The sequence below is a fragment of the Streptomyces sp. DS1-CR2 genome, from assembly GCF_055760475.1.
The window spans coordinates 7,254,400-7,275,135 of the sequence record NZ_CM147085.1 but is presented as its reverse complement, the minus strand read 5'-3'; the positions used below and the strand labels follow the sequence as shown (position 1 = coordinate 7,275,135).

Sequence of the window (20,736 nt, the reverse complement as noted above, 5' to 3'; positions counted from 1 at the left end):
GTACACTGGCGTATCGATGAGCGCGGTTCACGCCGTGCTCACCTCCGCATCACCGCACCACCCAGTCGTCATGAAAAGGGGCCGGGGGATGAATTCCCTTACCGAGCCTGCCGAACCGGAGCCGGACACAGCCGGCCGCGAGACGGACGCCGTCGGCCACCAGCCGGATGTCGTCGCCCGCCCGCCCCTGGTCCGGGAGCTCCTGCTGGTCGTCGGACTGTTCCTCGTCTACAAGTTCGGCAGGCAACTGGCCAATGGCCACACCGGCGAGGCGTTCCACAACGCGCACCGCGTGTGGGACCTCGAACGCGCTGTCCATCTGCCGGGCGAGGGCGCCGTGCAGCATGCCCTGCTGCACAGCGACGGCCTCGTCCGCATCGCGAATACCTACTACACGACGGTGCACTTCCCGGCGACGGCCGCCTTTCTGATCTGGCTGTATCTGCGCAGGCCCCGGCACTACATAGGGACGCGCCGGGTACTGGCCGCCCTCACCGCGGCGGCCCTTGTGCTGCATCTCACCTTCCCGCTGGCCCCGCCCCGGATGCTGGCCGCCGCGCACCTCGTGGACACCGGGCAGGTGTACGGCCCGACCGTCTACGGCGCGACGCCGCAGACCGACTCGATGGCGAACCAGTTCGCCGCGATGCCGTCCCTGCACGTCGGCTGGGCCCTGATGGTCGCCGTCGGCCTGATCGCCGCGACCCGCTCCCGGCTACGTTGGCTGTGGCTGCTGCACCCGGCACTCACTCTGTTCGTCGTCATCGGCACGGCGAACCACTACTGGCTGGACGCGATCGTGGCGACGGCTCTCCTGGGCATCGCGCTCGCGGTGATCCGGCTGCCCGGCACCACACCGGCCGAGAAGCCCGGACAGTCCATCGGCCGGCACCTGCTGCCCGCCCCGCGCGCCGCGGCCTCGCTCACGGCGACCGCGGAGACCATGGGCGCGGCGATCCCCGCCCCCTGGACCCCGGCGCATCAGCGCGGCGGCTCCCTCTCCGCGTCCGAAGTGCTCGCGCGCATCCCGGTGTCGGTGACGGCGGGCTCCGCGTCCGCCGTCGACGCGCCGGTCGCGTCGGCCACCTCGGGAGCGGCACGTCCGGGGCGCACAGTCCTCACGGCGTCAGGAGCACACCGGTGAACGCCACCCTTCTCGCCGTCACACTCTCCCTCGTCTCGGCGGTTGCCTACGCCGCTGCCGCCGTCGCCCAGGAACGCCTCGCGTCACGCACCGCGGGGGCCGACTCGGGCGTCCTCGGCCTGCTCGGCACGGGCGCGTGGTGGGGGTCGGTCCTGCTCAACGCGTCCGCCGCGCTCCTGCATGTGGCGGCCCTCAAGTACGGCCCCCTCACCCTCGTACAGCCCCTCGGCGCGCTGACGCTCGTCGCGGCCGTGCCGCTCGGGGCGCGCTTGGCCGGGCGGCACGTCCTGTCCGTCGAATGGCGCGGCACCGCGCTCACGCTCGCCGGGCTCGGCGCGCTCCTGCTCACGGCCTCGGGCCCGGCCCCCGACGACACGCTCAGCCTCGGCGAGGCGCTCGCCGTCGCCGGTGCGACGGCCGCCCTGATCGGTCTCCTGTCGCGGCGCGGCGCGAAGCCGGGGCTGCGGCACGCGACGGCCTCCGGTCTCGCCTCGGGCATCGCCTCGGCGCTCGCCCAGACGGTGACCGTCGCGGTCACCGACCGGACGGGGCCGCTGCTCAGCGTCAAGGTGATCGTCGTGGCGCTGCTCATCGCGGCGTTCGCGGCGGGCGGCCTGCTCCTGTCCCAGGTCGCCTACCGCGGTGGCCTCGGCGCGCCGCTCGCGATGGTCACCCTCTCCAACCCGGTGGCCGCGGCGATCATCGGCGTCACGCTGCTCGGCGAGCGGCTCCAGGGCGGGATCACGGGGATTCTGCTCGCGGCGGCGGGGGCGACGCTCGCGGCCCGCGGCGTCCTGTTCCTCACGCGCACGTCACCGGATACACAGGAGACCCAGGAGGACCAGGAGACCCAAGAGACTCCGCAGGCGCGACCGCGGCCGTCGCTCACGGCGGCCGAACCGCGGCCCGAGCTGCCGCCCCGCGCGACGGAGCCGAGCCCGGTCGCGAGCCTGCCCGGGCTGCCGGACCTGCAGAGCCTTCCCCCGATGCCCGTACTGCCGGGCACGGTGGTCATCCTGCCGTCGATCCCGCCCCAACCGGAACCGGCACCGGGCGCACTCCAGGCGTCCCGAGGGCGTCCCCTTCACGGCCTCCGCACTACGCGATCGGCACTGAAGCGATCCGCATGACGCGATCCGCTTTACGGGTCCCGCGTCACGGCTTGCGAGGCGCGGGACGCGTCCTCATCCCGTCGAGCGCGATGCCGAAGACCCGGTCGCGCTGCTCGGTGTCCACGTAGGCCGCGCCGGTGACGCCGGAGATCAGGCGGAGCAGGTCGTCGAAGGACATGTCCTCGCGGACCTCTCCGGCGGCCTGCGCGCGCAGCAGCAGGGGTTCGCCGGCGTCGAGCATGGCGCGGCGGCAGGCGATGAAGATGTCGGACTCCCCGCTGAGCGCGTCCCTGATGGCGCGCTTGGTGACGGTGTAGTCCACGAAGCGGCGCAGCCAGGTGGCGAGCCCGTCCCACGGCGGGGCGTCAGCGAGTTCGTCGGCGAGCCGGCACAGGGCGTCGACCTCTTCCGCGTAGACCGTCTCGAAGAGGTGCCTGCGCGTGGGGAAGTTGCGGTACAGCGTGCCGATGCCGACGCCGGCCTTGCGGGCGATGTCCTCGAGCGACGCCTCCGCGCCCTTCTCGGCGAACGCGTCGCGGGCCGCGGCGAGGAGCGCGTCGAAGTTGCGGCGCGCGTCCGCGCGCCGTGGGCGCTGGGCCGCGACGATCCCGCCGACGAGTTCCCTGTCCGTCATGCGTGCCACTCCCGGGGTGAGGCAGCGCGGGCTGCCAAGGTTGTACCGGAGGCAACCCTCCGCTATTGTTATCCAAGTCGAGGGGTGCCTCCACTTTAGCAGTCGGCACACCCCTTGCCCCGCCGCACAGTGCTGCGGTCAGACCGGCCGAAACGGCCGGATCCCACCATCCTCCCAGCTCGCGCGCCCCGGCGGACCACGGCCCTTGCCGCAGGTCACGCCGGTGTGCCCGGCCACCTTCCGTTCAGAGAGACACCGCCTTGAACCGGAATCGCACGACGCCCCTTCGCACGACCCGGAATCTCATGTCCCGGAATGCCAAGGCGCCGAGCCCGGCGCCCAGAAGCTCCAACCGCCTCACCTTCGCGGTCCTCGCGACGGGTGCCGGCGTGTTCGCGATGATGCAGTCGCTGGTCGCCCCGGCCCTGCCCACCGTCCAGCACGCGCTGCACACCAGCCAGGCCACCTCGACCTGGGTGATGACCGCCTATCTGCTGTCCGCCTCGATCTTCACGCCCATACTCGGCCGGGTCGGCGACCTCGTCGGCAAGAAGCGCACCATGGTCGCCGCGCTCGTCGCGCTGACCGCGGGCTGTGTGCTCGCGGCCCTCGCCCCGAGCATCGCCGTGCTCATCGTCGCCCGCGTCGTCCAGGGCATCGGCGGCGCGCTTTTCCCGCTGTCGTTCGGCATCATCCGCGACGAGTTCCCCGGCCACCGGGTCAGCCCCAGCATCAGCAACCTGTCCGCCGTCATCGCGGCGGGCGGCGGTGTGGGCATCGTCGCGGCCGGGCCGATCGTGGGCGCGCTCGACTACCGCTGGCTGTTCTGGCTGCCCGCGGCCGTCGTCGCGGTGACGGCGCTGATCGCGTACCGCTACGTTCCCGAGTCGCCGACGCGCGGCACCGGACGCGTGAACTGGCTCGGCTCCGTGCTGCTCTCCGGCTGGCTCGTCGCCCTGCTGCTGCCCATCAGCCAGGCCACGTCCTGGGGCTGGGCATCGATCAAGGTCGTCGGTCTGCTGGCCGCCGCCCTCGTCCTCTTCGCCGCATGGGTGCTCGCCGAGGCGCGCTCCGCGAGCCCGCTGATCGACCTGCGCGTCATGCGGCTGCCCGCCGTGTGGACGACGAACACGACCGCGCTGCTCTTCGGCGCGGGGATGTACGCGGTGTGGTCGTTCCTGCCCGGGTTCGCCCAGACACCGTCGTCCGCCGGGTACGGCTTCGGGGCGAGCGTGACGGGCGCGGGGCTGCTGATGCTCCCCATGCTCGTGGCGATGTTCCTCGCCGGGGTGCTCAGCGGCCGGCTCGAACCCGTCGTCGGGGGGAAGGCGCTGCTCACCACCGGCGCCGCGCTGGGCGCGGTCTCCTGCGCGATGCTTGCCGCCTGGCACTCCGAGCAGTGGCAAGTCGCCCTCGCGGCAGGCGCGTTCGGGCTCGGCATCGGGCTCGCGTTCGCGTCCATGGCGAACCTGATCGTGCAGAGCGTCCCGGCGGCGCAGACAGGCGCGGCCACCGGCATGAACGCCAACATCCGTACCATCGGCGGCTCGATCGGCGCCGCCGTGATGAGCAGCCTGGTCACGGGGCACCTCCAGGCGTCGGGACTCCCCTACGCCTCCGGGTACACCCACGGCTTCACGCTGCTCGCGGCGCTGTGCCTCGCCGCCGCGCTCGCGGCGCTGCTGGTCCCGGCCGCGCGCCGGGCGGGCGGACCGCGCGTCCCCGCCGCGCACGGGACGACGGCCGGGGCGGACGAGCAGGCGGGCCTGGAGCAGCCCACGTCGCGGTGAACCGGCGCCCGCCGGACGCCGGCCCGGTCAGCCGAAGCCGCGCGCGTCCTGCTTGAGGGCGGTGTCCACCGTGAGGGCGGTCGCCACGACGAGGCTCAGGAGCGGCTCGGGCAGCTGGTAGTGGATCTGGAGGACGTAGTTGTCCGCGGTCGTGAACATCGTCTTGGCGAGTCCCTCCCACGTCTTCGTGATGCGGGCGACCTCGTTGTCGGCGTGGTCGACGATCGAGAAGTTCCAGGCCCGCCAGTTCTCGGCCTTGATCGCGCCGATCTGCTGGCCGTTCACGTTGATCCCGAAGTTGATCTTGCCGATCATGTTCTGCTGGACGATCTCACCGACCGGCGAGCCGTCCGGACGCTCCACGACGACACGCGACTTCATGAACTTCGCGGGCCGTGTCATGACGAGCTGCGGCTGCCCGTACGCGTCGCGGATCTCCAGCTTGTGGGTCATGAACTGGTCGAGGCTGGAGACGAAGCGCGCCACCTTCTTGAGGGTGCTCTGGCCGACCTGGACGACGGAGCCGATCTGGGCGCCGTTCTGATCCATGACGGTGTACTCGTTCGTCAGTTCGATCAGCTTGGCCTTCTGGTTCACCACCAGGACCGGCTCGGTGAAGAGGCTGCCGCCGCCCTGCGCGGTGGGCGCGACACCGGCCTGGTGCTGCACCTGGCGCTGCACCTTGGCGGGGTCGACGTACTGCTGTTGTTGCTGTTGTTGCTGTTGTTGCTGCTGCGGGGCCTGCTGACCGTACGGGCCGGCCGCGTGCTGCTGCGGCTGCTGCGGCGCGAACTGGCCCTGGACCGGCTGCTGCACATGCTGCCGCTGCGCCTGCTGCGGGACCTGCTGGCCCGCGGGCTGCTGCACAGGGCTGGTGTGCTCGGTCCACTGCGCGCCGTCCCACCACCGCAGGGTCTGGGGCGCGCCCTGGGGGTCGGGGTACCAGCCTGCCGGGGTGTTCGAATGCGTCGTCACCCGGGCACACTATCGCGCCATCCTGTGATGGCCTCCAGGCCGGACAGATGTGACGTACGCCGCCGCCCGAACCGGTACGGAACGGGCGGCGGCGCGATTTTCGAGCGTCTTCGACGTTCGAGGTCTTGGAGGTCTTGGAGGTCTTGGAGATCGAAGCCCCTACGGGGTCAGACCGTGAGGATCCCGGGGTCGCTCACGCCGGCCTGTCCGTTCTCGACATGGCCCGCGAGGCGGCGCAGGTACGTGCTGTCGCTGTCGGCGGTCACCTTCAGGTCGTACCAGCGCTTGGTCGCGCGCAGGTCGACGGTCTGCGTGACGGTGGCACCGGCCCGCACCGTGTACGTCTGCGGCTGTCCGCCGTAGGCGTTGGTCACGGTGAGGTGGACATCGGCGCCGGTGGGGTTCGTCAGCGTGAGTGTGAGGTTGCCCGTGCTCGCGTCGTGGCGGGCGGTGAGCCCGGGCTCGGCGACCGTGTTGGTGCCCTTGAAGGCGCGCAGGAACCCGTTCGGGCCGTGCACCGTGAGGTCGTACTTCCCGGCGGAGTAAGTGGAGTTCCAGGCGTCCGAGATCGACTTGCCGGCCTCGGTGGAGTACGTCCAGGGGCCGTCGGTCCGGCTCTGCGACCTCACCTGGAACGCCGCGCCCGCGGAGGGCCCGCCGCTGAACGTGAGCTGGAACTTGCCGGTCGACGGCGTGGACACCCCGTCGACGTAGGGCGCGTACGGCAGCGGGCGCGCGGGCCGGGAGCCCGACTCCTGCTTGGGCAGCACGGGGCTGGCCGGCGGCTTCGGCACGTAGCTGTTGTGCCGGTCGTGGTCCGGCGGCAGGTACCCCGCGGTGCTGGGCAGTTGCGCCGGCGTCGTGTTCGTGAGGGAGAAGTCGAACGCGGTGGAGAGGTCGCCGCAAATCGCGCGGCGCCACGGCGAGATGTTGGTCTCCTTGACGCCGAAGCGCTTCTCCATGAACCGCAGGATCGAGGTGTGGTCGAGCGTCTCGGAGCAGACGTAGCCGCCCGTGGACCACGGCGAGACGACGATCATGGGGACGCGCTGCCCGAGGCCGTAGGGGCCCGCCGCGTAGCTCGCGTTGCCCTTGAAGTAGTCGAGGGTGGTGTCGGCGGTGGACAGGCCCTGGTTCGCGGAGGCGGGGGCGTACGGCGGCACCACGTGGTCGAAGTAGCCGTCGTTCTCGTCGTACGTGATGAACAGAGCCGTTCTGCTCCATACATCCGGGTTGGACGTGAGCGCGTCGAGAGCCTGCGAGATGTACCAAGCGCCGTAGTTCGCGGGCCAGTTGGGGTGCTCGGAGAACGCCTCGGGCGCCGCGATCCAGGAGATCTTGGGGAGCTTCCCGGCCTTGACGTCGGCCTTCAGGACGTCGAAGTAGCCGTCGCCGGCCTTGGCGTTCGTGCCGGTGCGGGCCTTGTCGTAGAGGGGGTCGCCCGGCTTTGCGTTGCGGTAGTTGTTGAAGTAGAGGAGCGAGTTGTCGCCGTAGTTGCCACGGTAGGCGTCGTCGATCCAGCCCCAGCTCCCGGCGGCGTCGAGGCCGTCGCCGATGTCCTGGTAGACCTTCCAGGAGACCCCGGCCTTCTCCAGGCGCTCGGCGTACGTGGTCCAGCCGTAGCCGGCCTCCTGGTTGCCGAGGACGGGCCCGCCGCCGGAGCCGTCGTTGCCGACGTGGCCCGACAGCATGTAGTAGCGGTTGGGGTCGGTGGCCCCCATGAACGAGCAGTGGTAGTCGTCGCACACCGTGAACTTGTCGGCGAGCGCGTAGTGGAACGGGATGTCCTGGCGCGTCAGATACGCCATCGTGCCCGTGCCCTTGGCGGCGATCCAGTTGTCGTACTTGCCGTTGTTGAACGCGCTGTGACCGCCGGCCCAGTCGTGGTCGAGGCCCGCGATGAACTGCATGCCCAGGTCTGCCGCGTCCGGGTGGTAGGGCAGGACCTCCTTGGCACCGCTCGCCTGGTTCCACACGGGCTTGCCGCTGGGGAGCGTCACCGGTCGCGGGTCGCCGAAGCCGCGGACGCCCTTCATCGTGCCGAAGTAGTGGTCGAAGGACCGGTTCTCCTGCATCAGGACGACGATGTGCTCGATGTCCTGGACGGTTCCTTTGACGCGGGCGGCCGGGATGGCCGCGGCGCGGTCGATGCTGTTCGACAGGGCGGTGAAGCCCGCGGTCGCGCCCGCTATCTGCAGGAAACGCCGCCGGTTGAGTTCAGGCATGGGTGTGGGCCTCTTGGGTGTGTGGGGACAGAAGCGAGCAGAGTGTTCCAAGAGGACCCGTCAGAGGGGAAGGGGTGATGACTCTTGCATGAAAATTCGCTGTATGCGTCAGAAACAATCATGGAGCGAGGATCCGTGGGGAGGTCCAACCGGCCCTCCCCGCTGACGACTTCAGCCCCGGCCGCCCACCGCGAGGCGCAGCGTCACGATCTGGAACGGCCGCAGCGCCACCCGCACCGCGTCACCGCCTAACGGACCAGGTAAGCGAGGCCGGGGTGGGCCTCCGTGTATCCCTCCAGGAGGCGGCGGGCCACACTCACGGAGTCGACGAGGGGGTGCAGGGCGAAGGCCTTGACGGCGGTGGCGCGCGAGCCGCCCTCGGCCGCTTCGAGCACCTCGCGCTCGACGGCCTTGACCGAGGAGACGAGGCCCGTGGCGTGGCCGGGCAGCGGCGCCACGCTGACGGGGTGCGCGCCGTTGGCGTCGACGAGGCAGGGGATCTCGACCACGGCGTCGTCGTCGAGGGACGGCAGGGCGCCGCGCCCGCGCACGTTGAGGATCAGCGTCGCGCGCTCGTCGCGGGCGATGGCGCGCATCAGGGCGAGCGCCACCTTCTCGTAGCCGCCCGACTCCTCCAGGTCGGCCGCGTCCCGCTCGCCCGCGCCGGACGCCTCGCGGTTGTGCGCCATGTAGGTGGCCTCGCGCTCGGCGCGGGTGCGGTCCCAACTGGCGTACGACGGGTCGGCGTAGAAGGCGGCCTGCTGGTCGAGCAGGAACGCGCCGCGGGTGCGGTCGGCCTCCTGGTAGGCGCGGACGGTCTCGCGGTTGAAGTAGTAGTAGTGCAGGTACTCGTTGGGGATCGCGCCGAGTGAGCGGAGCCAGTCCGTGCCGAAGAGGCGGCCTTCCTCGAAGGAGCCGAGCAGCTTCTCGTCGGCGAGCAGGCGCGGGAGTTCGTCGCGGCCGTTCACTTCGAGTCCGCGCAGCCAGCCGAGGTGGTTGAGGCCGACGTAGTCGATCCAAGCCTCGCCCGGGTCGGCGCCGAGGACGCGCGCCACGCGGCGGCCGAGTCCTACGGGCGAGTCGCAGATGCCGATGACGCGGTCGCCCAGGTGCCGTGACATGGCCTCGGTGACCAGGCCTGCCGGGTTGGTGAAGTTGATGACCCAGGCGTCGGGCGCGAGTTGCCTGACGCGGCGCGCGATGTCGACGGCGACGGGCACGGTCCGCAGGCCGTACGCGATGCCGCCGGCGCCGACGGTCTCCTGGCCGAGCACTCCTTCGGCGAGGGCGACCCGCTCGTCCGCGGCGCGGCCCGCGAGGCCGCCGACGCGGATCGCGGAGAACACGAAGTCGGCGCCGCGCAGCGCCTCGTCGAGGTCGGTGGTGGCGTGCACGGCGGGCGCGTCGGGGACGCCGGTGGCTTGTTCCGCCAGTACGCCGGTGACGGCCCGCAGCCGGTCCGGGTCGGTGTCGTGCAGCGTGACCTCGGTGACGCGGCCCGGCGCGTGGTCGCCGAGCAGCGCTCCGTACACCAAGGGCACCCGAAATCCGCCACCGCCGAGAATCGTCAGCCTCATGCGCCGATCGTAGGGCAGCCTGGTCCGCGACCCGATCTTCGACCGGCGGAGGCCGCGATGAAACCCCCCACGCAACGACGGACGAGACGCCAATTCCTCACTCTGGCCGCGGCCCTGGGCACCCTCGTGCTCGGCGCGGGCACGGCGGTGGCCGCGCCCGCCTGGACCGAGACCGGCACCGCGCGGGTGAGTTCACTCACCGGCAGCCAGGGCCTGGCGAGCCACGCCGACGGCTCGCTGGTGTACCGGGGCCTTGCTTCCATACCGCTCGATCTGCGCACGGCAGGCTGGTCGCACATAGGCGACCCCGACGTGGCGCAGGGCTACACGTTCGACGCGTACCAGGGCGGCGACGGCGCGACGAAGAAGATGTTCGCGGTGACAGCCCCCGACGGGCGGCGCACCACGTACGAACACGCCCTGGATCAGGGCGAGTTGCTCAACAACTCGTTCGCGTCCGTGTCGCCGGACGGGCAGTGGCTGGTGGCCGGCGAGTGGGGCACGATGAACCGGCTCCAGGTCTTCCCGGCGCCCGTGCTCAACCCGTCGGCGCCCGCGCCCGGCGCGAATCTCCCGCAGGCCGGGCAGATCACTCTCGACAAGCCGGTCGACAACATCCAGGGCTGCGACTTCACCGACGCCACACATCTGGCGTGCTCGTCCGACGGCTCGACGAAGGAGGTCCTGGAGGTCGCCCTGGACCGCCCGCTGGACGGCTCGCCGGTCACCGGGCACGTCACGGCCGCGTTCGCGATCCCTCAACGCAGCATCTGCTCGGGCACGTTCGAGGCCGAGGGCGTGGACTACGACACCGCAAGCGGCACGCTGCGGGTGGAGATGGTGCCGCCCTCGCCGTGTCTGGTGACGACGACGGTGATCTTGTACCACAAGGGCTGACCGTGACCCCGGGCCGTAGGACCTGAGGTGTGGGACGGCGGGGTTCGGGGGATGGTCGCGATCATGACCACGTGGTGCCGTTCAGTGCACCAAAAGCGTGCGACCACACTGCGACCACCACGCCCCAGGAATCACGAAAGGCCGCCCTCTCGATCACGAGAGGACGGCCTCCGATCTGCGACAACACAAGTCGGGACGACAGTATTCGAACCTGCGACCCCTTGACCCCAGCCGCTCGAACCTCTCGGCCGCCCTTGCGCGTACGCGCTGGCATGCCGCAAGCCGTTCGACGCCTCTCGACACCCTGCCGTCAGGCCGCGGCCGGCCCTCTGGGCGCCGCCGTGCTGTTGCGCACCACCAGCCGCGTCGGCACCAGCGTCGTGCCCCGCACCGTCGTCTGCGCGTCCGCCGTCTCCTCCTGCCGCACCTGACGGAGTACGCCCGCCACGCAGCGTCGGCCGACCTCGGCGAAGTCCTGGTGGACGGTCGTCAGGGGCGGCAGGAACGAGCCGGACTCCGGGATGTCGTCGAACCCGATCACCGAAACGTCCTGCGGGACGCGGCGGCCCCTTTCGTTCAGGGCACGCAGCAGACCGAGGGCCATCTGGTCGTTGGCCGCGAACACCGCGGTGCAGTCGGGCTGTTCGGCGAGCTCGAGCCCGGCTCGGTAGCCGGACTCGGCCGACCAGTCGCCGCGTACGGGCTCAGGCACCTCGCAGCCGGCCTCGGTCAGGGCGGCGCGCCACGCACTGGTGCGGCGTTCGGCGGCGTAGGAGTCTTCGGGCCCTGCCAGGTGCCAGACAGTGCGGTGGCCGAGGTCGAGGAGGTGGCGTACGGCAGTGCGGGCACCACCTGCCTGGTCACTGTCGACGACGGTGTAGCGGTCACCTGCGTCGGAGTCCACGACGACGACCTTGACGTGCGGCGGCAGTGAGAGCCGGGCCGCGTGGAGGAGGTGGACCTCCATGATGACGATGACCGCGTCCACCGCCAGCTCGCCCAACCGTGAGAAGGCGCCGCGCAGTTCGTCCTGAGTGGGCACGGCGACCGGAAGGAGCGTGACCGCGTACCCCTCCTCGGCGGCGGAGGCTGCGATGGCCTCCAGCGTACGGACGTTTCCCGTGGTGGACAGCGTGAACGTGATGACACCGATGGTGCGGAAGTCGCCGCGTTTCAGGGCGCGCGCAGCGCTGTTGGGCCGGTAGCCGAGCTCCCTCATCGCACTCTGGACCCGCCGTCTGGTCTCCTCGTTGACGCCGGGGAAGCCGTTCGAGACACGGGAGACCGTCTGCGAGGAGACGCCCGCGACCCGGGCGACATCAGCCATCGACGCGCGCTGCGCACGCCGCAGTCCGCCGGCCCCGCCGTGCGCCGGAGCGTTGTCCGTTGCTTCCATCATCTCCCTCACGGATGCCGCAGTTGCCGGCTTCGTCCACGGCGGATGTCACTGTATCGATCTCCCCGCCCGAAGACTCTTGACCGTCGAGAACAAGGGCGTGTAGACATGCCGCCACCGAATGTTTACGTAAACATAACAGTCATAGGATCACTCGTGCTCCTGATGTTTACGTAATCATCCGGGCGCCACCCGACGGGGACGTATGAGTGAGGGACGCGAGATGACGACGCTTGAACCGCCGGCCGCCGCAGGCCGGCGTACGGCCGGATCACCGGCGCGCCGGGCGCGCCGCTCGTGGACGGGATGGGGGTTCATCGGCCCCTTCACTCTCGTCTTCGCACTGGTCTTCCTGGCGCCGCTCGCGTACTCGGTCTATCTGAGCCTGTTCCGCACCAAGCTCATCGGGGGCACCACCTTCGTGGGCCTGGAAAACTATCAACTGGCCCTGCAGGACAGCCAGTTCTGGGACGCGGTCGGACGCGTCGGACTGTTCCTCCTCATCCAGGTGCCGATCATGCTGGGCATCGCCCTGCTGGTGGCCCTCGCGATCGACAGCGGCCGCCTGTACGGCAAGGACTTCTTCCGGATCACCGTCTTCCTGCCCTACGCGGTACCCGCCGTCGTCGCCACCCTCATGTGGGGCTTCATGTACGGCACCCGCTACGGACTGGTCGGTGACATCAACGACGGGCTCGGCGTGACGCTGCCCGAACCGCTCTCGGCCCACCTGGTCCTCGCGTCCATCGGCAACATCGTGACCTGGGAGTTCGTCGGCTACAACATGCTGATCTTCTACGCCGCGCTGCGTGTCGTACCGCAGTCCCTGTACGAGGCCGCGGAAATCGACGGCGCCGGACAACTGCGCGTCATCACGGCGATCAAACTCCCAGCGATCCGTGGCGCCCTGGTCATCGCCACCATCTTCTCGATCATCGGCAGCTTCCAGCTCTTCAACGAGCCCGCCATTCTCCAGAAGCTCGCACCGAACACGATCACTACCGACTTCACCCCGAACTTCTATACGTACTCGCTGTCCTTCGCCGGCCAGCAGCAGAACTACTCCGCGACGGTCGCCATCGTCATGGGCGTGATCACCATGATCGTCGCCTACGTGGTCCAGCTCCGCGGCATGCGCAAGGGAGCGTGACCCCAATGACCGCACTGAGCAGCGCCACCGCCGCCCCGCGCCCGGCGACATCGGTCAGCCGGAGCGCCCCGCGTCTGCGATCACGGCGCCGCCACATACCCGGCCGGCCCCGGCGCAGCATCCTGCTGACCGTGCTCACCGGCGTCGTCCTTCTCTACAGCCTGCTGCCACTGCTGTGGCTGGCGATCAGCGCCACCAAGTCCCAGGAGGGGCTTGCCCGTTCGTTCGGCCTGTGGTTCGACCGCGACTTCGACCTGTGGTCGAACATCCACGAGACGCTCACCTACCAGGACGGCGTTTTCGTCCGCTGGCTGCTCAACACCCTGCTGTACGTGGGGGTGGGCGCGGGCGGCGCCACTTTCCTCGCCGTGCTGGGCGGGTATGCGCTCGCCAAGTTCAACTTCCCGGGCAAGCGGGCCGTGTTCGCGGTGATCATCGGTGCGGTCGCGGTGCCGGGCACGGCGCTCGCGGTCCCCACGTTCCTGATGTTCAGCAACATGGGGCTCACCGACACCCCGTGGGCGGTCATCATCCCGTCGCTGATCTCGCCGTTCGGCCTGTATCTGATGTGGGTGTTCGCCGGTGAGGCGATCCCCGCCGAACTGATGGAGGCGGCCCGCATCGACGGCGCGAGCGAGGTGCGCACCTTCTTCCAGGTCGCTCTGCCGCTGCTCGCGCCCGGGACCGTCACCGTCCTGCTCTTCACCACGGTCGCGACGTGGAACAACTACTTCCTGCCGTTGATCATGCTGAAGAACGCCGACTGGTATCCGCTCACCCTCGGCCTCGACAGCTGGAACAAGCAGGCCCAGACGTCCGGCGGCCAAGCCGTGACGAACCTGGTCCTCACCGGCTCGCTGCTCACCATCGTGCCGTTGATCGCCGCCTTCCTCCTGCTCCAGAAGTACTGGCAGTCAGGGCTCTCCGCCGGAAGCGTCAAGGAGTAGGAGTAGGCGGCAGCCCCGAAGCTCACCCCCTGTGTGACACCCCTTGTAGCACCACGACGAAGTGGAAGTACTGCCATGCCCAAGCACTCCCGCCGCCTGCCGCGCCCCCTAGGTCTCGTCTGCGCCCTCGCCCTCGCCCTCGGGGTGACCGCCTGCGGCAGCTCGGACGACGGCAACTCCAGTGACAAGAAGGTCAGTTCGGCAGACATCCAGGCCGCCTTGAAGAAGGGCGGCACGATAACCGTGTGGACGTGGGACTCCACGGTGAAGGACGTCGCCGCCCAGTTCGAGAAGAAGTACCCGAAGGTCCACGTCAAGGTGGTCAACGCGGGCACGAACAACGACCAGTACAAGGCCCTGTCGAACGCCATCTCGGCGAAGAAGGGCGTCCCTGACGTCGCGCAGGTCGAGTACTACGCGCTCGGCCAGTACTCCCTGACGAAGGGCATCACCGATCTGAGCGCGTACGGCGCCGACAAGCTGAAGAGCGCGTATTCGCCGGGCCCGTGGAACGCGGTGTCGAACGGAAGCAGCGTCTACGGACTGCCCATGGACTCGGGCCCGATGGCGCTCTTCTACAACAAGAAGGTCTTCGACAAGTACAAGATCTCCGTGCCCACCACCTGGGACGAGTACATCGAGGCCGCCCGCAAGCTGCACAAGGCCAACCCGAAGATGTACATCACCAGCGACGTCGGTGACGCGGGTATGACCACCAGCCTGCTGTGGCAAGCCGGTTCGCACCCGTACAAGGTCGACGGCACGAAGGTCGGCATCGACTTCACCGACGCGGCCGCCAAGCAGTACACCGACACCTGGCAGAAGCTCATCGACGAGAAGCTCGTCGCGCCGATCACCGGCTGGACCGACGACTGGTACAAGGGCCTCGGGGACGGCACCATCGCCACGCTGCCCACCGGCGCGTGGATGCCGAACAACTTCGTCACCGGTGTGAAGCAGGCCTCAGGCGACTGGCGGGTGGCCCCGCTGCCGCAGTGGACCAAGGGCGGACACGCCAGCGCCGAGAACGGCGGCAGCTCCCTCGCGCTGCCGGAGCTCGGCAAGAACAAGGAACTCGCGTACGCCTTCGTCGACTTCATCGCCGCAGGTGACGGTGTGCAGACCCGTGTCGCCGACGGTGCGTTCCCGGCGACGGTGAAGGACCTGAACTCGACGGCGTTCCAGGACACCAAGTTCCCGTACTTCGGCGGCCAGCAGGCCAACAAGATCTTCGCCGAGTCCGCGAAGAACGTGCCCACCGGATGGTCGTACCTGCCCTTCCAGGTCTACGCCAACTCGATCTTCAACGACACCGTCGGCAAGGCCTACGTCTCCGGCACCAAGCTGTCCGCAGGTCTGAAGTCGTGGCAGGACTCATCGGTCAAGTACGGCACGGAGCAGGGCTTCACCGTCACCAAGTAGTCCGCACGCATCCGGCGAAGACCGCCCCATTGGAAGGACCTGCATGACCGCCCCCCTCACCTCCCGTTTCCCGTACGCGAAGGGCAGCGACGGCGCCCGCCGGCTCGGTTACGGTGCCGACTACAACCCCGAGCAGTGGCCGCGGGAGGTGTGGGCGGAGGACGTCCGGCTGATGCGCGAGGCCAAAGTGAACACCGTCTCCCTGGCGATCTTCTCCTGGGCCAGGATCCAGCCCACGGCCGACACCTGGGACTTCGGGTGGCTCGACGAGATCATGGACCTGCTGCACGCGGGCGGCATCGGCGTGGACCTGGCGACCGCCACCGCATCGCCGCCGCCGTGGCTCACCACCGCGCACCCGGAGATCCTGCCGGTGACCGCGACCGGCGAGACCGTGTCGCCGGGCGCCCGCCAGCACTGGCGGCCCACCTCACCGGTCTTCCGTGAGCACGCGCTGCGGCTCGTACGGGAGCTCGCGACGCGCTACGCCGCCCATCCGGCCCTGGTCGCCTGGCACGTCAACAACGAGCTGGGCTGCCACAACGTCTACGACTTCTCCGATGACGCCGCCCACTCCTTCCGCACCTGGCTGCGCCGCCGCTACACCACCCTCGACGCCCTCAACCATGCCTGGGGAACGGCTTTCTGGTCGCAGAGGTACAGCAATTTCGACCAGATCCTCCCGCCGCGCCTCGCGGCCTCGCACCCCAATCCGACACAGCAACTCGACTTCAAACGGTTCTCCTCCGACGCGCTCAAGGAGCACCTCATCGCCGAGCGCGAGGTGCTGCGCGAGCTGACTCCGGGCGTCCCCGTCACCACCAACTTCATGGTGATGGGCGGCACCAAGGGCATGGATTACGCGGACTGGGCGGGCGAGTTGGACTTCGTCGCCAACGACCACTACGTCGTCCCCGGCCCGCAGGACCGCGACGAGCTGTCCTTCTCCGCCAACCTCACCAGCGGAATCGCCGGCCACCGGCCGTGGTTCCTGATGGAGCACTCCACGAGCGCGGTGAACTGGCAGCCGGTCAATGTCGCCAAGACACCCGGTGAACTGGCCCGCGACTCATTGCTGCATGTCGCCCACGGTGCCGACGCCGTCTGCTTCTTCCAGTGGCGGCAGTCGGCAGCCGGCGCCGAGAAGTACCACTCGGCGATGGTCCCGCACGCCGGTCAGGACAGCGAGCTCTTCCGCTCCGTCGTGGAGCTGGGCCGGACCCTTCAAGCCCTCGCACCGATCGCGGGCAGCGAGCGCGAACCGGCCACCGTGGCTGTCCTGTTCGACTGGGACTCGTGGTGGGCCAGTGAGCACGACTCCCACCCCACCTCGCGGCTCGACTACCACCGTGAGGCCCTCGACTGGTACTCCGCGCTCCTTCGCCTCGGCATCCGCGCGGACGTCGTACCCGCCCACCGGACAGACCTCTCGGCGTACGACGTCGTGATCGCGCCCGTGCTGCACATGGTGCCCCAGACGCTCGCCAAGGAGCTCACCCGTTACGTCGAGGGCGGCGGCCACCTCGTGACGACGTACTTCTCGGGAGTCGTCGACGAGAACGACCATATCTGGCTCGGCGGCTACCCGGGCGCCCTGCGCGAGCTGCTCGGCATCCGCATCGAGGAGTTCGGTCCGCTGCTCGACGGTGACACGGTCGCCCTCGACAACGCCGCGACCGGCAGCCTGTGGAGCGACCGGATCACCGTCGAAGCTCCCGGTGTCGAGGTGCTCGCCCGCTACCGCACCGGCACGTACGCCGCCCGCCCGGCGGTCACGCGCCGCACCACGGGCCGGGGTTCAGCCGCGTACATCTCCACGCGCCTGGGCATCGAGGGCCTCGCCGCCCTCCTGCCCGAACTGCTCGCGCCCGCCGGGGTGGACAGCGTCCTCCCGGACGGGGCGCGGGGGTCGGTGGAGACCGCAGTGCGCCGGGACGCCGACAGCCGCTACCTCTTCCTGATCAACCGCAGCGACGAGTCGGTCCCGCTGCCGGGTGTCAGCGGAGACGTGGTTCTCGGACCGGCGATCGCAGGCGACGGTCTCGTCCTGCCGCCCCGCGAGGTGGCGGTCCTGCGTCAGCGCACTCACTGAGCCGCACCGCCGCACCTACAACTGATCGCCCGTACAACGATGTTGGGAGCACACGTTGGCGCGCTACACCCGCAGACGGTTCCTCGGTCTCATCGGCGCCGCCGCCCTGGTCTCCGGGGCCGAACTGGCGAACGCACGGCTGGCCGCCGCGGCCACCACCACGGTCACGGTCACCCCCGATCCGTCGTATCAGCACGAGAAGTTCGAGGGCTGGGGTACCAGCCTCGTCTGGTTCGCGAACGCCACCGGCCGCTACCCGGACGAGATCCGCGAGAAGATCGCCGACCTCGTCTTCGGCCGCGACGGACTCGCCCTGAACATCGCCCGCTACAACATCGGCGGCGGCAATGCCCCTGACGTGACGGACTACTTGAGGCCGGGCGGCGCGGTCGAAGGCTGGTGGAAGGCGCCCGAGGGCACCACCCGGAGCGACACCGACTGGTGGGACCCCGAGAACGAGGACCACTGGAACGGGAACGCCGACGCCACCCAGCGCTGGTGGGTGAACCGGATCAAGAAGGACATCACCCACTGGGAGACGTTCAGCAACTCGCCGCCGTACTTCATGACGCAGAGCGGCTACGTTTCGGGCGGTTTCGACGCCTCGACGGACCAGCTCAAGACCGAGTCCATCGACGACTTCGCCGCCTACCTGGCCGGTGCGACGAAGCGTCTGGAGAAGGCGGAGGGCATCAGGGTCGACACCGTCGACCCGTTCAACGAGCCCAACACCAGCTACTGGAAGACCACACTCGGCGCCGACGGCCGGCCGACCGGCGGCCGCCAGGAGGGCGCGCACATGGGCCCCGGGCTCCAGCAGGAGGTCATACCCGCCCTCGCCGCCGCCCTGAAGTCGGCGCAGACCGGCGCACGAATATCGGCGATGGACGAAACCAACCCGTCCACCTTCGCCACCAACTGGAACAGCTACCCGGCCGAGGTGAGGAGTCTCGTCGGGCAGCTGAACGTCCACACGTACGGAACGAACGGCCGCACCGCCGTACGCGACCTCGCCAAGGCGGACGGCAAGCCACTGTGGATGAGCGAGGTCGAGGGCGACTGGGGCGAGGGGCAGTCCTTCACCGACATGCGGCCCGGTCTCGGCCTGGCCCAGCACATGGTCGACGACCTGCGTGAACTCGAGCCCACGGCCTGGGTGTTCTGGCAGCCCGTCGAGGACTACGACAACATGAAGCCGGGCGGAGAATCCGCGAAGGGCGGCAACTGGGGTTCGGTCCAGGTCTCGTTCAGCGCCACCGCCGAGGACACCCTCGAGACCTGCCCCGTCTACACCAACACGAAGTTCGACACCGCCCGGAACTTCACCCACTACATCCGGCCCGGCGACAGCCTGATCAAGGTCGACGACACCAGCAGCACAGCGGCTGTCACCCGGTCGGGACAGGGGGCCACCGTCGTCCACGTGAATAGCACGACCGACGCCCGCACGATCACGCTCGACCTGTCGAAGTTCGGGAAGGTACGCGGCAACGCCACCGTCACCCCGATCGTGACCAGTGCCGACGGCAAGCTGTCGCCGCAGGCCGCGATCCCGGTCAGCAACAAGAAGGCCGCGTTCACCGTGCCCGCGCAGTCCGTGACCTCGTTCGTGATCAAGGGGGTGTCCGGGGTCGCAAAGGACGCGGCGACCCTGCGCAGGGGCCGCACGTACAAGCTGACCGGCGTACAGAGCGGCAAGGACCTCACCGTCGCCGACGACGGAAGCGGCCTCGTCATCAAGGCCGGTGCGGATGAGGCCGGACAGCGGTGGCAGCTGCAGCAGGTCTGCGGCGACGGCCCGGACAACCGCAAGAGCTACGTGTTCGCCGGCGCGGCGAGCGGAAAGCGTCTTGCCGTACGCGAGGGCGTACCGGTCGTCGAGGCCGACAGCGGTGAGCGCGACGCGGCCACCCGCTGGATCGCGTCGACAACCGGAGACGGCACGTACACCCTCGTCAACGCCGCGACCGGCACACTCCTCGAAGTCGGCGGCCAGGCCACCGCCGACGGCGCCGCGGTCACCGTCTGGCAGCCGAACTCGGGCGCCAACCAGCGATGGAGGCTGACGGATGTGAGCGGCAGCTAGTCAGGATTCGCGCACGGCACGGGGAGCGGGGCGGCCCGACGAGGCCCGCCCCGCTCGCACGCGACCCTCAGTCCCCGACCGCCTCGCCGCGCCCCCACGCCCAGGCGAGCCTGTCCGCGCCCGACTGATTGGTGGTGGCCAGCCAGGGGCGGTCCTCGGTACCGGTCAGGGTCTGCAGCGAGTACGTGTCGTCGCTGCGCAGGCCGGGCCAGTAGACGGAGCCCATCTTCAGCTCGCGGAAGGTGTCGGTGACGGCCTGGAGGTAGTTGACGAAGTTGTCGTCCGGGGTCGGCACGTTGTAGTCGAGGCCGGTGGTCATCGGGGAGCCGAACTCGTCCGCGACCGTCCGGCCGGCGCAGTCGCCGATGCGTTCCTTGAGGTCGGCGACCCACTGGTGGTAGGTGGCGTACGACTTCCAGAAGCCGTAGTGGTGCAGCGACAGATAGGTGCCGGCCAGGCGCGGGTCGGCGCAGACGGAGGTGACGTGGTCGTTGTAGCCGGCGCCGCTGACGAAGACACGGTCGCGGGGGACGGAGGAGTAGGTGTCCAGCCACTTCGCGGCCAGGTCGGCCCACTCGGTCTCGGTGTAGCCGTGCGGCTCGTTCATGGGCTCGAAGTAGACCCGCGGGTCGTTCTTGTACGTGTCGACGACTCTGTTCCACATGGGCCAGTAGGTGGTGGTGTCGTCGATGAGGCCGTCCTTGCGCTCGCCCGTTCCCTCCCAGTAGGAAACGATCACCTTGAAGCCCTGGTCGGAGGCCGCGTCGATGACCCCCTGGTAGGAGTCCCAGTAACTGCCGTTCACCGTGTACGGGTTGATGGGAAGCCGGACGGTGTTGGCCCCGAGGTTGGCGCGGAAAGCCGACATGATCCGCTTCGCCTTGCCGTACGTCTCGCGGTAGCTGTCGGTGGTCAACAGGCCGGAGAGCTGGAGCTCGTCGTCGGCGAAGTTGTCCCGGGGGTCGGCCCAGTTGACGCCCTTGAACTGGGTGGTGTCCGCTCGCGGGGCCGCGGTGGCGGGTCCGGCGGAGAGAGCGGCGACGCCGAGAGCGGCCGCCGCGACAGCCACGGCGACGGTTCGTATGGAGGAGATACGACGGGTTCGGGCCATGCGCACGGATATTCCCCTTAAGGAGAGAGCGACTCGGTGAACAGCGGTGCCGCATTGCCGGGTTGGGCGCGGGAAACGCGCGTACACACGCTGGGACAGGCATGGGTCCGGCATTGCGGGCAGGCCCGGCCGCTGCGATGTTTACGCAAACATCGCAGCGCCGGAATCGTCACATCCG

The 20,736-nt window shown here is 69.6% G+C and carries 15 protein-coding genes; 9 read left to right on the top strand and 6 right to left on the bottom strand.

What is annotated here, in order from left to right; translation table 11 throughout:
- Positions 1-88: 88 nt before the first annotated feature.
- Together ACY0PA_RS34155 and ACY0PA_RS34150 are read left to right on the top strand one after the other, a co-directional pair.
- A complete protein-coding gene (locus ACY0PA_RS34155) occupies positions 89-1,144 on the top strand; it encodes a phosphatase PAP2 family protein (RefSeq protein WP_473081305.1) in 1,056 nt (351 codons plus the stop codon).
- The gene (locus ACY0PA_RS34150; protein ID WP_473081304.1) at positions 1,141-2,274 is read left to right on the top strand and encodes a DMT family protein; all 1,134 of its coding nucleotides are present in this window, start codon (positions 1,141-1,143) and stop codon (positions 2,272-2,274) included. Before ACY0PA_RS34155 ends, ACY0PA_RS34150 begins: the two co-directional genes overlap by 4 nt.
- A gap of 25 nt (positions 2,275-2,299) precedes the next feature.
- On the opposite strand, the gene ACY0PA_RS34145 is transcribed toward ACY0PA_RS34150, so the two are convergent.
- Positions 2,300-2,890: a TetR/AcrR family transcriptional regulator gene (locus ACY0PA_RS34145; RefSeq protein WP_473081303.1), complete on the bottom strand. Its 591-nt coding sequence runs from the start codon at positions 2,888-2,890 to the stop codon at positions 2,300-2,302.
- Between the two features lie 305 nt (positions 2,891-3,195).
- Between ACY0PA_RS34145 and ACY0PA_RS34140 the strand changes: the two genes are divergently transcribed.
- Positions 3,196-4,680 (top strand): MFS transporter, encoded by a 1,485-nt coding sequence (locus ACY0PA_RS34140; protein ID WP_473081302.1) that lies wholly within the window; start codon positions 3,196-3,198, stop codon positions 4,678-4,680.
- 27 nt (positions 4,681-4,707) lie between these two features.
- Here the strand turns inward: ACY0PA_RS34140 and ACY0PA_RS34135 are convergent, their stop codons facing one another.
- The 3 genes from ACY0PA_RS34135 to ACY0PA_RS34125 all read right to left on the bottom strand — a co-directional run bounded on the left by ACY0PA_RS34135 (position 4,708) and on the right by ACY0PA_RS34125 (position 9,457).
- Positions 4,708-5,655 (bottom strand): LURP-one-related family protein, encoded by a 948-nt coding sequence (locus ACY0PA_RS34135; RefSeq protein WP_473081301.1) that lies wholly within the window; start codon positions 5,653-5,655, stop codon positions 4,708-4,710.
- Between the two features lie 167 nt (positions 5,656-5,822).
- Positions 5,823-7,880 (bottom strand): phosphocholine-specific phospholipase C, encoded by a 2,058-nt coding sequence (locus tag ACY0PA_RS34130; RefSeq protein WP_473081300.1) that lies wholly within the window; start codon positions 7,878-7,880, stop codon positions 5,823-5,825.
- 248 nt (positions 7,881-8,128) lie between these two features.
- Positions 8,129-9,457 (bottom strand): 6-phospho-beta-glucosidase, encoded by a 1,329-nt coding sequence (locus ACY0PA_RS34125; protein WP_473081299.1) that lies wholly within the window; start codon positions 9,455-9,457, stop codon positions 8,129-8,131.
- 57 nt (positions 9,458-9,514) lie between these two features.
- Here ACY0PA_RS34125 and ACY0PA_RS34120 point away from each other — a divergent pair, with 57 nt between their 5' ends.
- On the top strand, positions 9,515-10,354 hold the full coding sequence (locus tag ACY0PA_RS34120) for a hypothetical protein (protein ID WP_473081298.1): 840 nt from the start codon (positions 9,515-9,517) through the stop codon (positions 10,352-10,354).
- A 310-nt stretch (positions 10,355-10,664) separates the two neighbouring features.
- Here the strand turns inward: ACY0PA_RS34120 and ACY0PA_RS34115 are convergent, their stop codons facing one another.
- Positions 10,665-11,681 carry a LacI family DNA-binding transcriptional regulator gene (locus ACY0PA_RS34115; RefSeq protein ID WP_473086518.1) on the bottom strand — a complete coding sequence of 339 codons (1,017 nt, stop codon included), beginning with the start codon at positions 11,679-11,681 and terminating at the stop codon, positions 10,665-10,667.
- Positions 11,682-11,973: 292 nt separating this feature from the next.
- On the opposite strand from ACY0PA_RS34115, the gene ACY0PA_RS34110 reads away from it, so the two are divergent.
- The 5 genes from ACY0PA_RS34110 to ACY0PA_RS34090 all read left to right on the top strand — a co-directional run bounded on the left by ACY0PA_RS34110 (position 11,974) and on the right by ACY0PA_RS34090 (position 19,447).
- Positions 11,974-12,900 (top strand): carbohydrate ABC transporter permease, encoded by a 927-nt coding sequence (locus ACY0PA_RS34110; protein WP_473081297.1) that lies wholly within the window; start codon positions 11,974-11,976, stop codon positions 12,898-12,900.
- Positions 12,901-12,905: 5 nt separating this feature from the next.
- Positions 12,906-13,847: a carbohydrate ABC transporter permease gene (locus ACY0PA_RS34105; RefSeq protein WP_473081296.1), complete on the top strand. Its 942-nt coding sequence runs from the start codon at positions 12,906-12,908 to the stop codon at positions 13,845-13,847.
- A 75-nt stretch (positions 13,848-13,922) separates the two neighbouring features.
- Positions 13,923-15,269 carry an ABC transporter substrate-binding protein gene (locus ACY0PA_RS34100; protein WP_473081295.1) on the top strand — a complete coding sequence of 449 codons (1,347 nt, stop codon included), beginning with the start codon at positions 13,923-13,925 and terminating at the stop codon, positions 15,267-15,269.
- Positions 15,270-15,312: 43 nt separating this feature from the next.
- The gene (locus tag ACY0PA_RS34095; RefSeq protein WP_473081294.1) at positions 15,313-17,361 is read left to right on the top strand and encodes a beta-galactosidase; all 2,049 of its coding nucleotides are present in this window, start codon (positions 15,313-15,315) and stop codon (positions 17,359-17,361) included.
- A 55-nt stretch (positions 17,362-17,416) separates the two neighbouring features.
- A complete protein-coding gene (locus ACY0PA_RS34090; protein WP_473081293.1) occupies positions 17,417-19,447 on the top strand; it encodes an RICIN domain-containing protein in 2,031 nt (676 codons plus the stop codon).
- A gap of 67 nt (positions 19,448-19,514) precedes the next feature.
- On the opposite strand, the gene ACY0PA_RS34085 is transcribed toward ACY0PA_RS34090, so the two are convergent.
- Entirely contained in the window at positions 19,515-20,558 is a 1,044-nt protein-coding gene (locus tag ACY0PA_RS34085) for a glycoside hydrolase family 5 protein (protein WP_473081292.1), read from the bottom strand.
- Between the last annotated feature and the right edge of the window lie 178 nt (positions 20,559-20,736).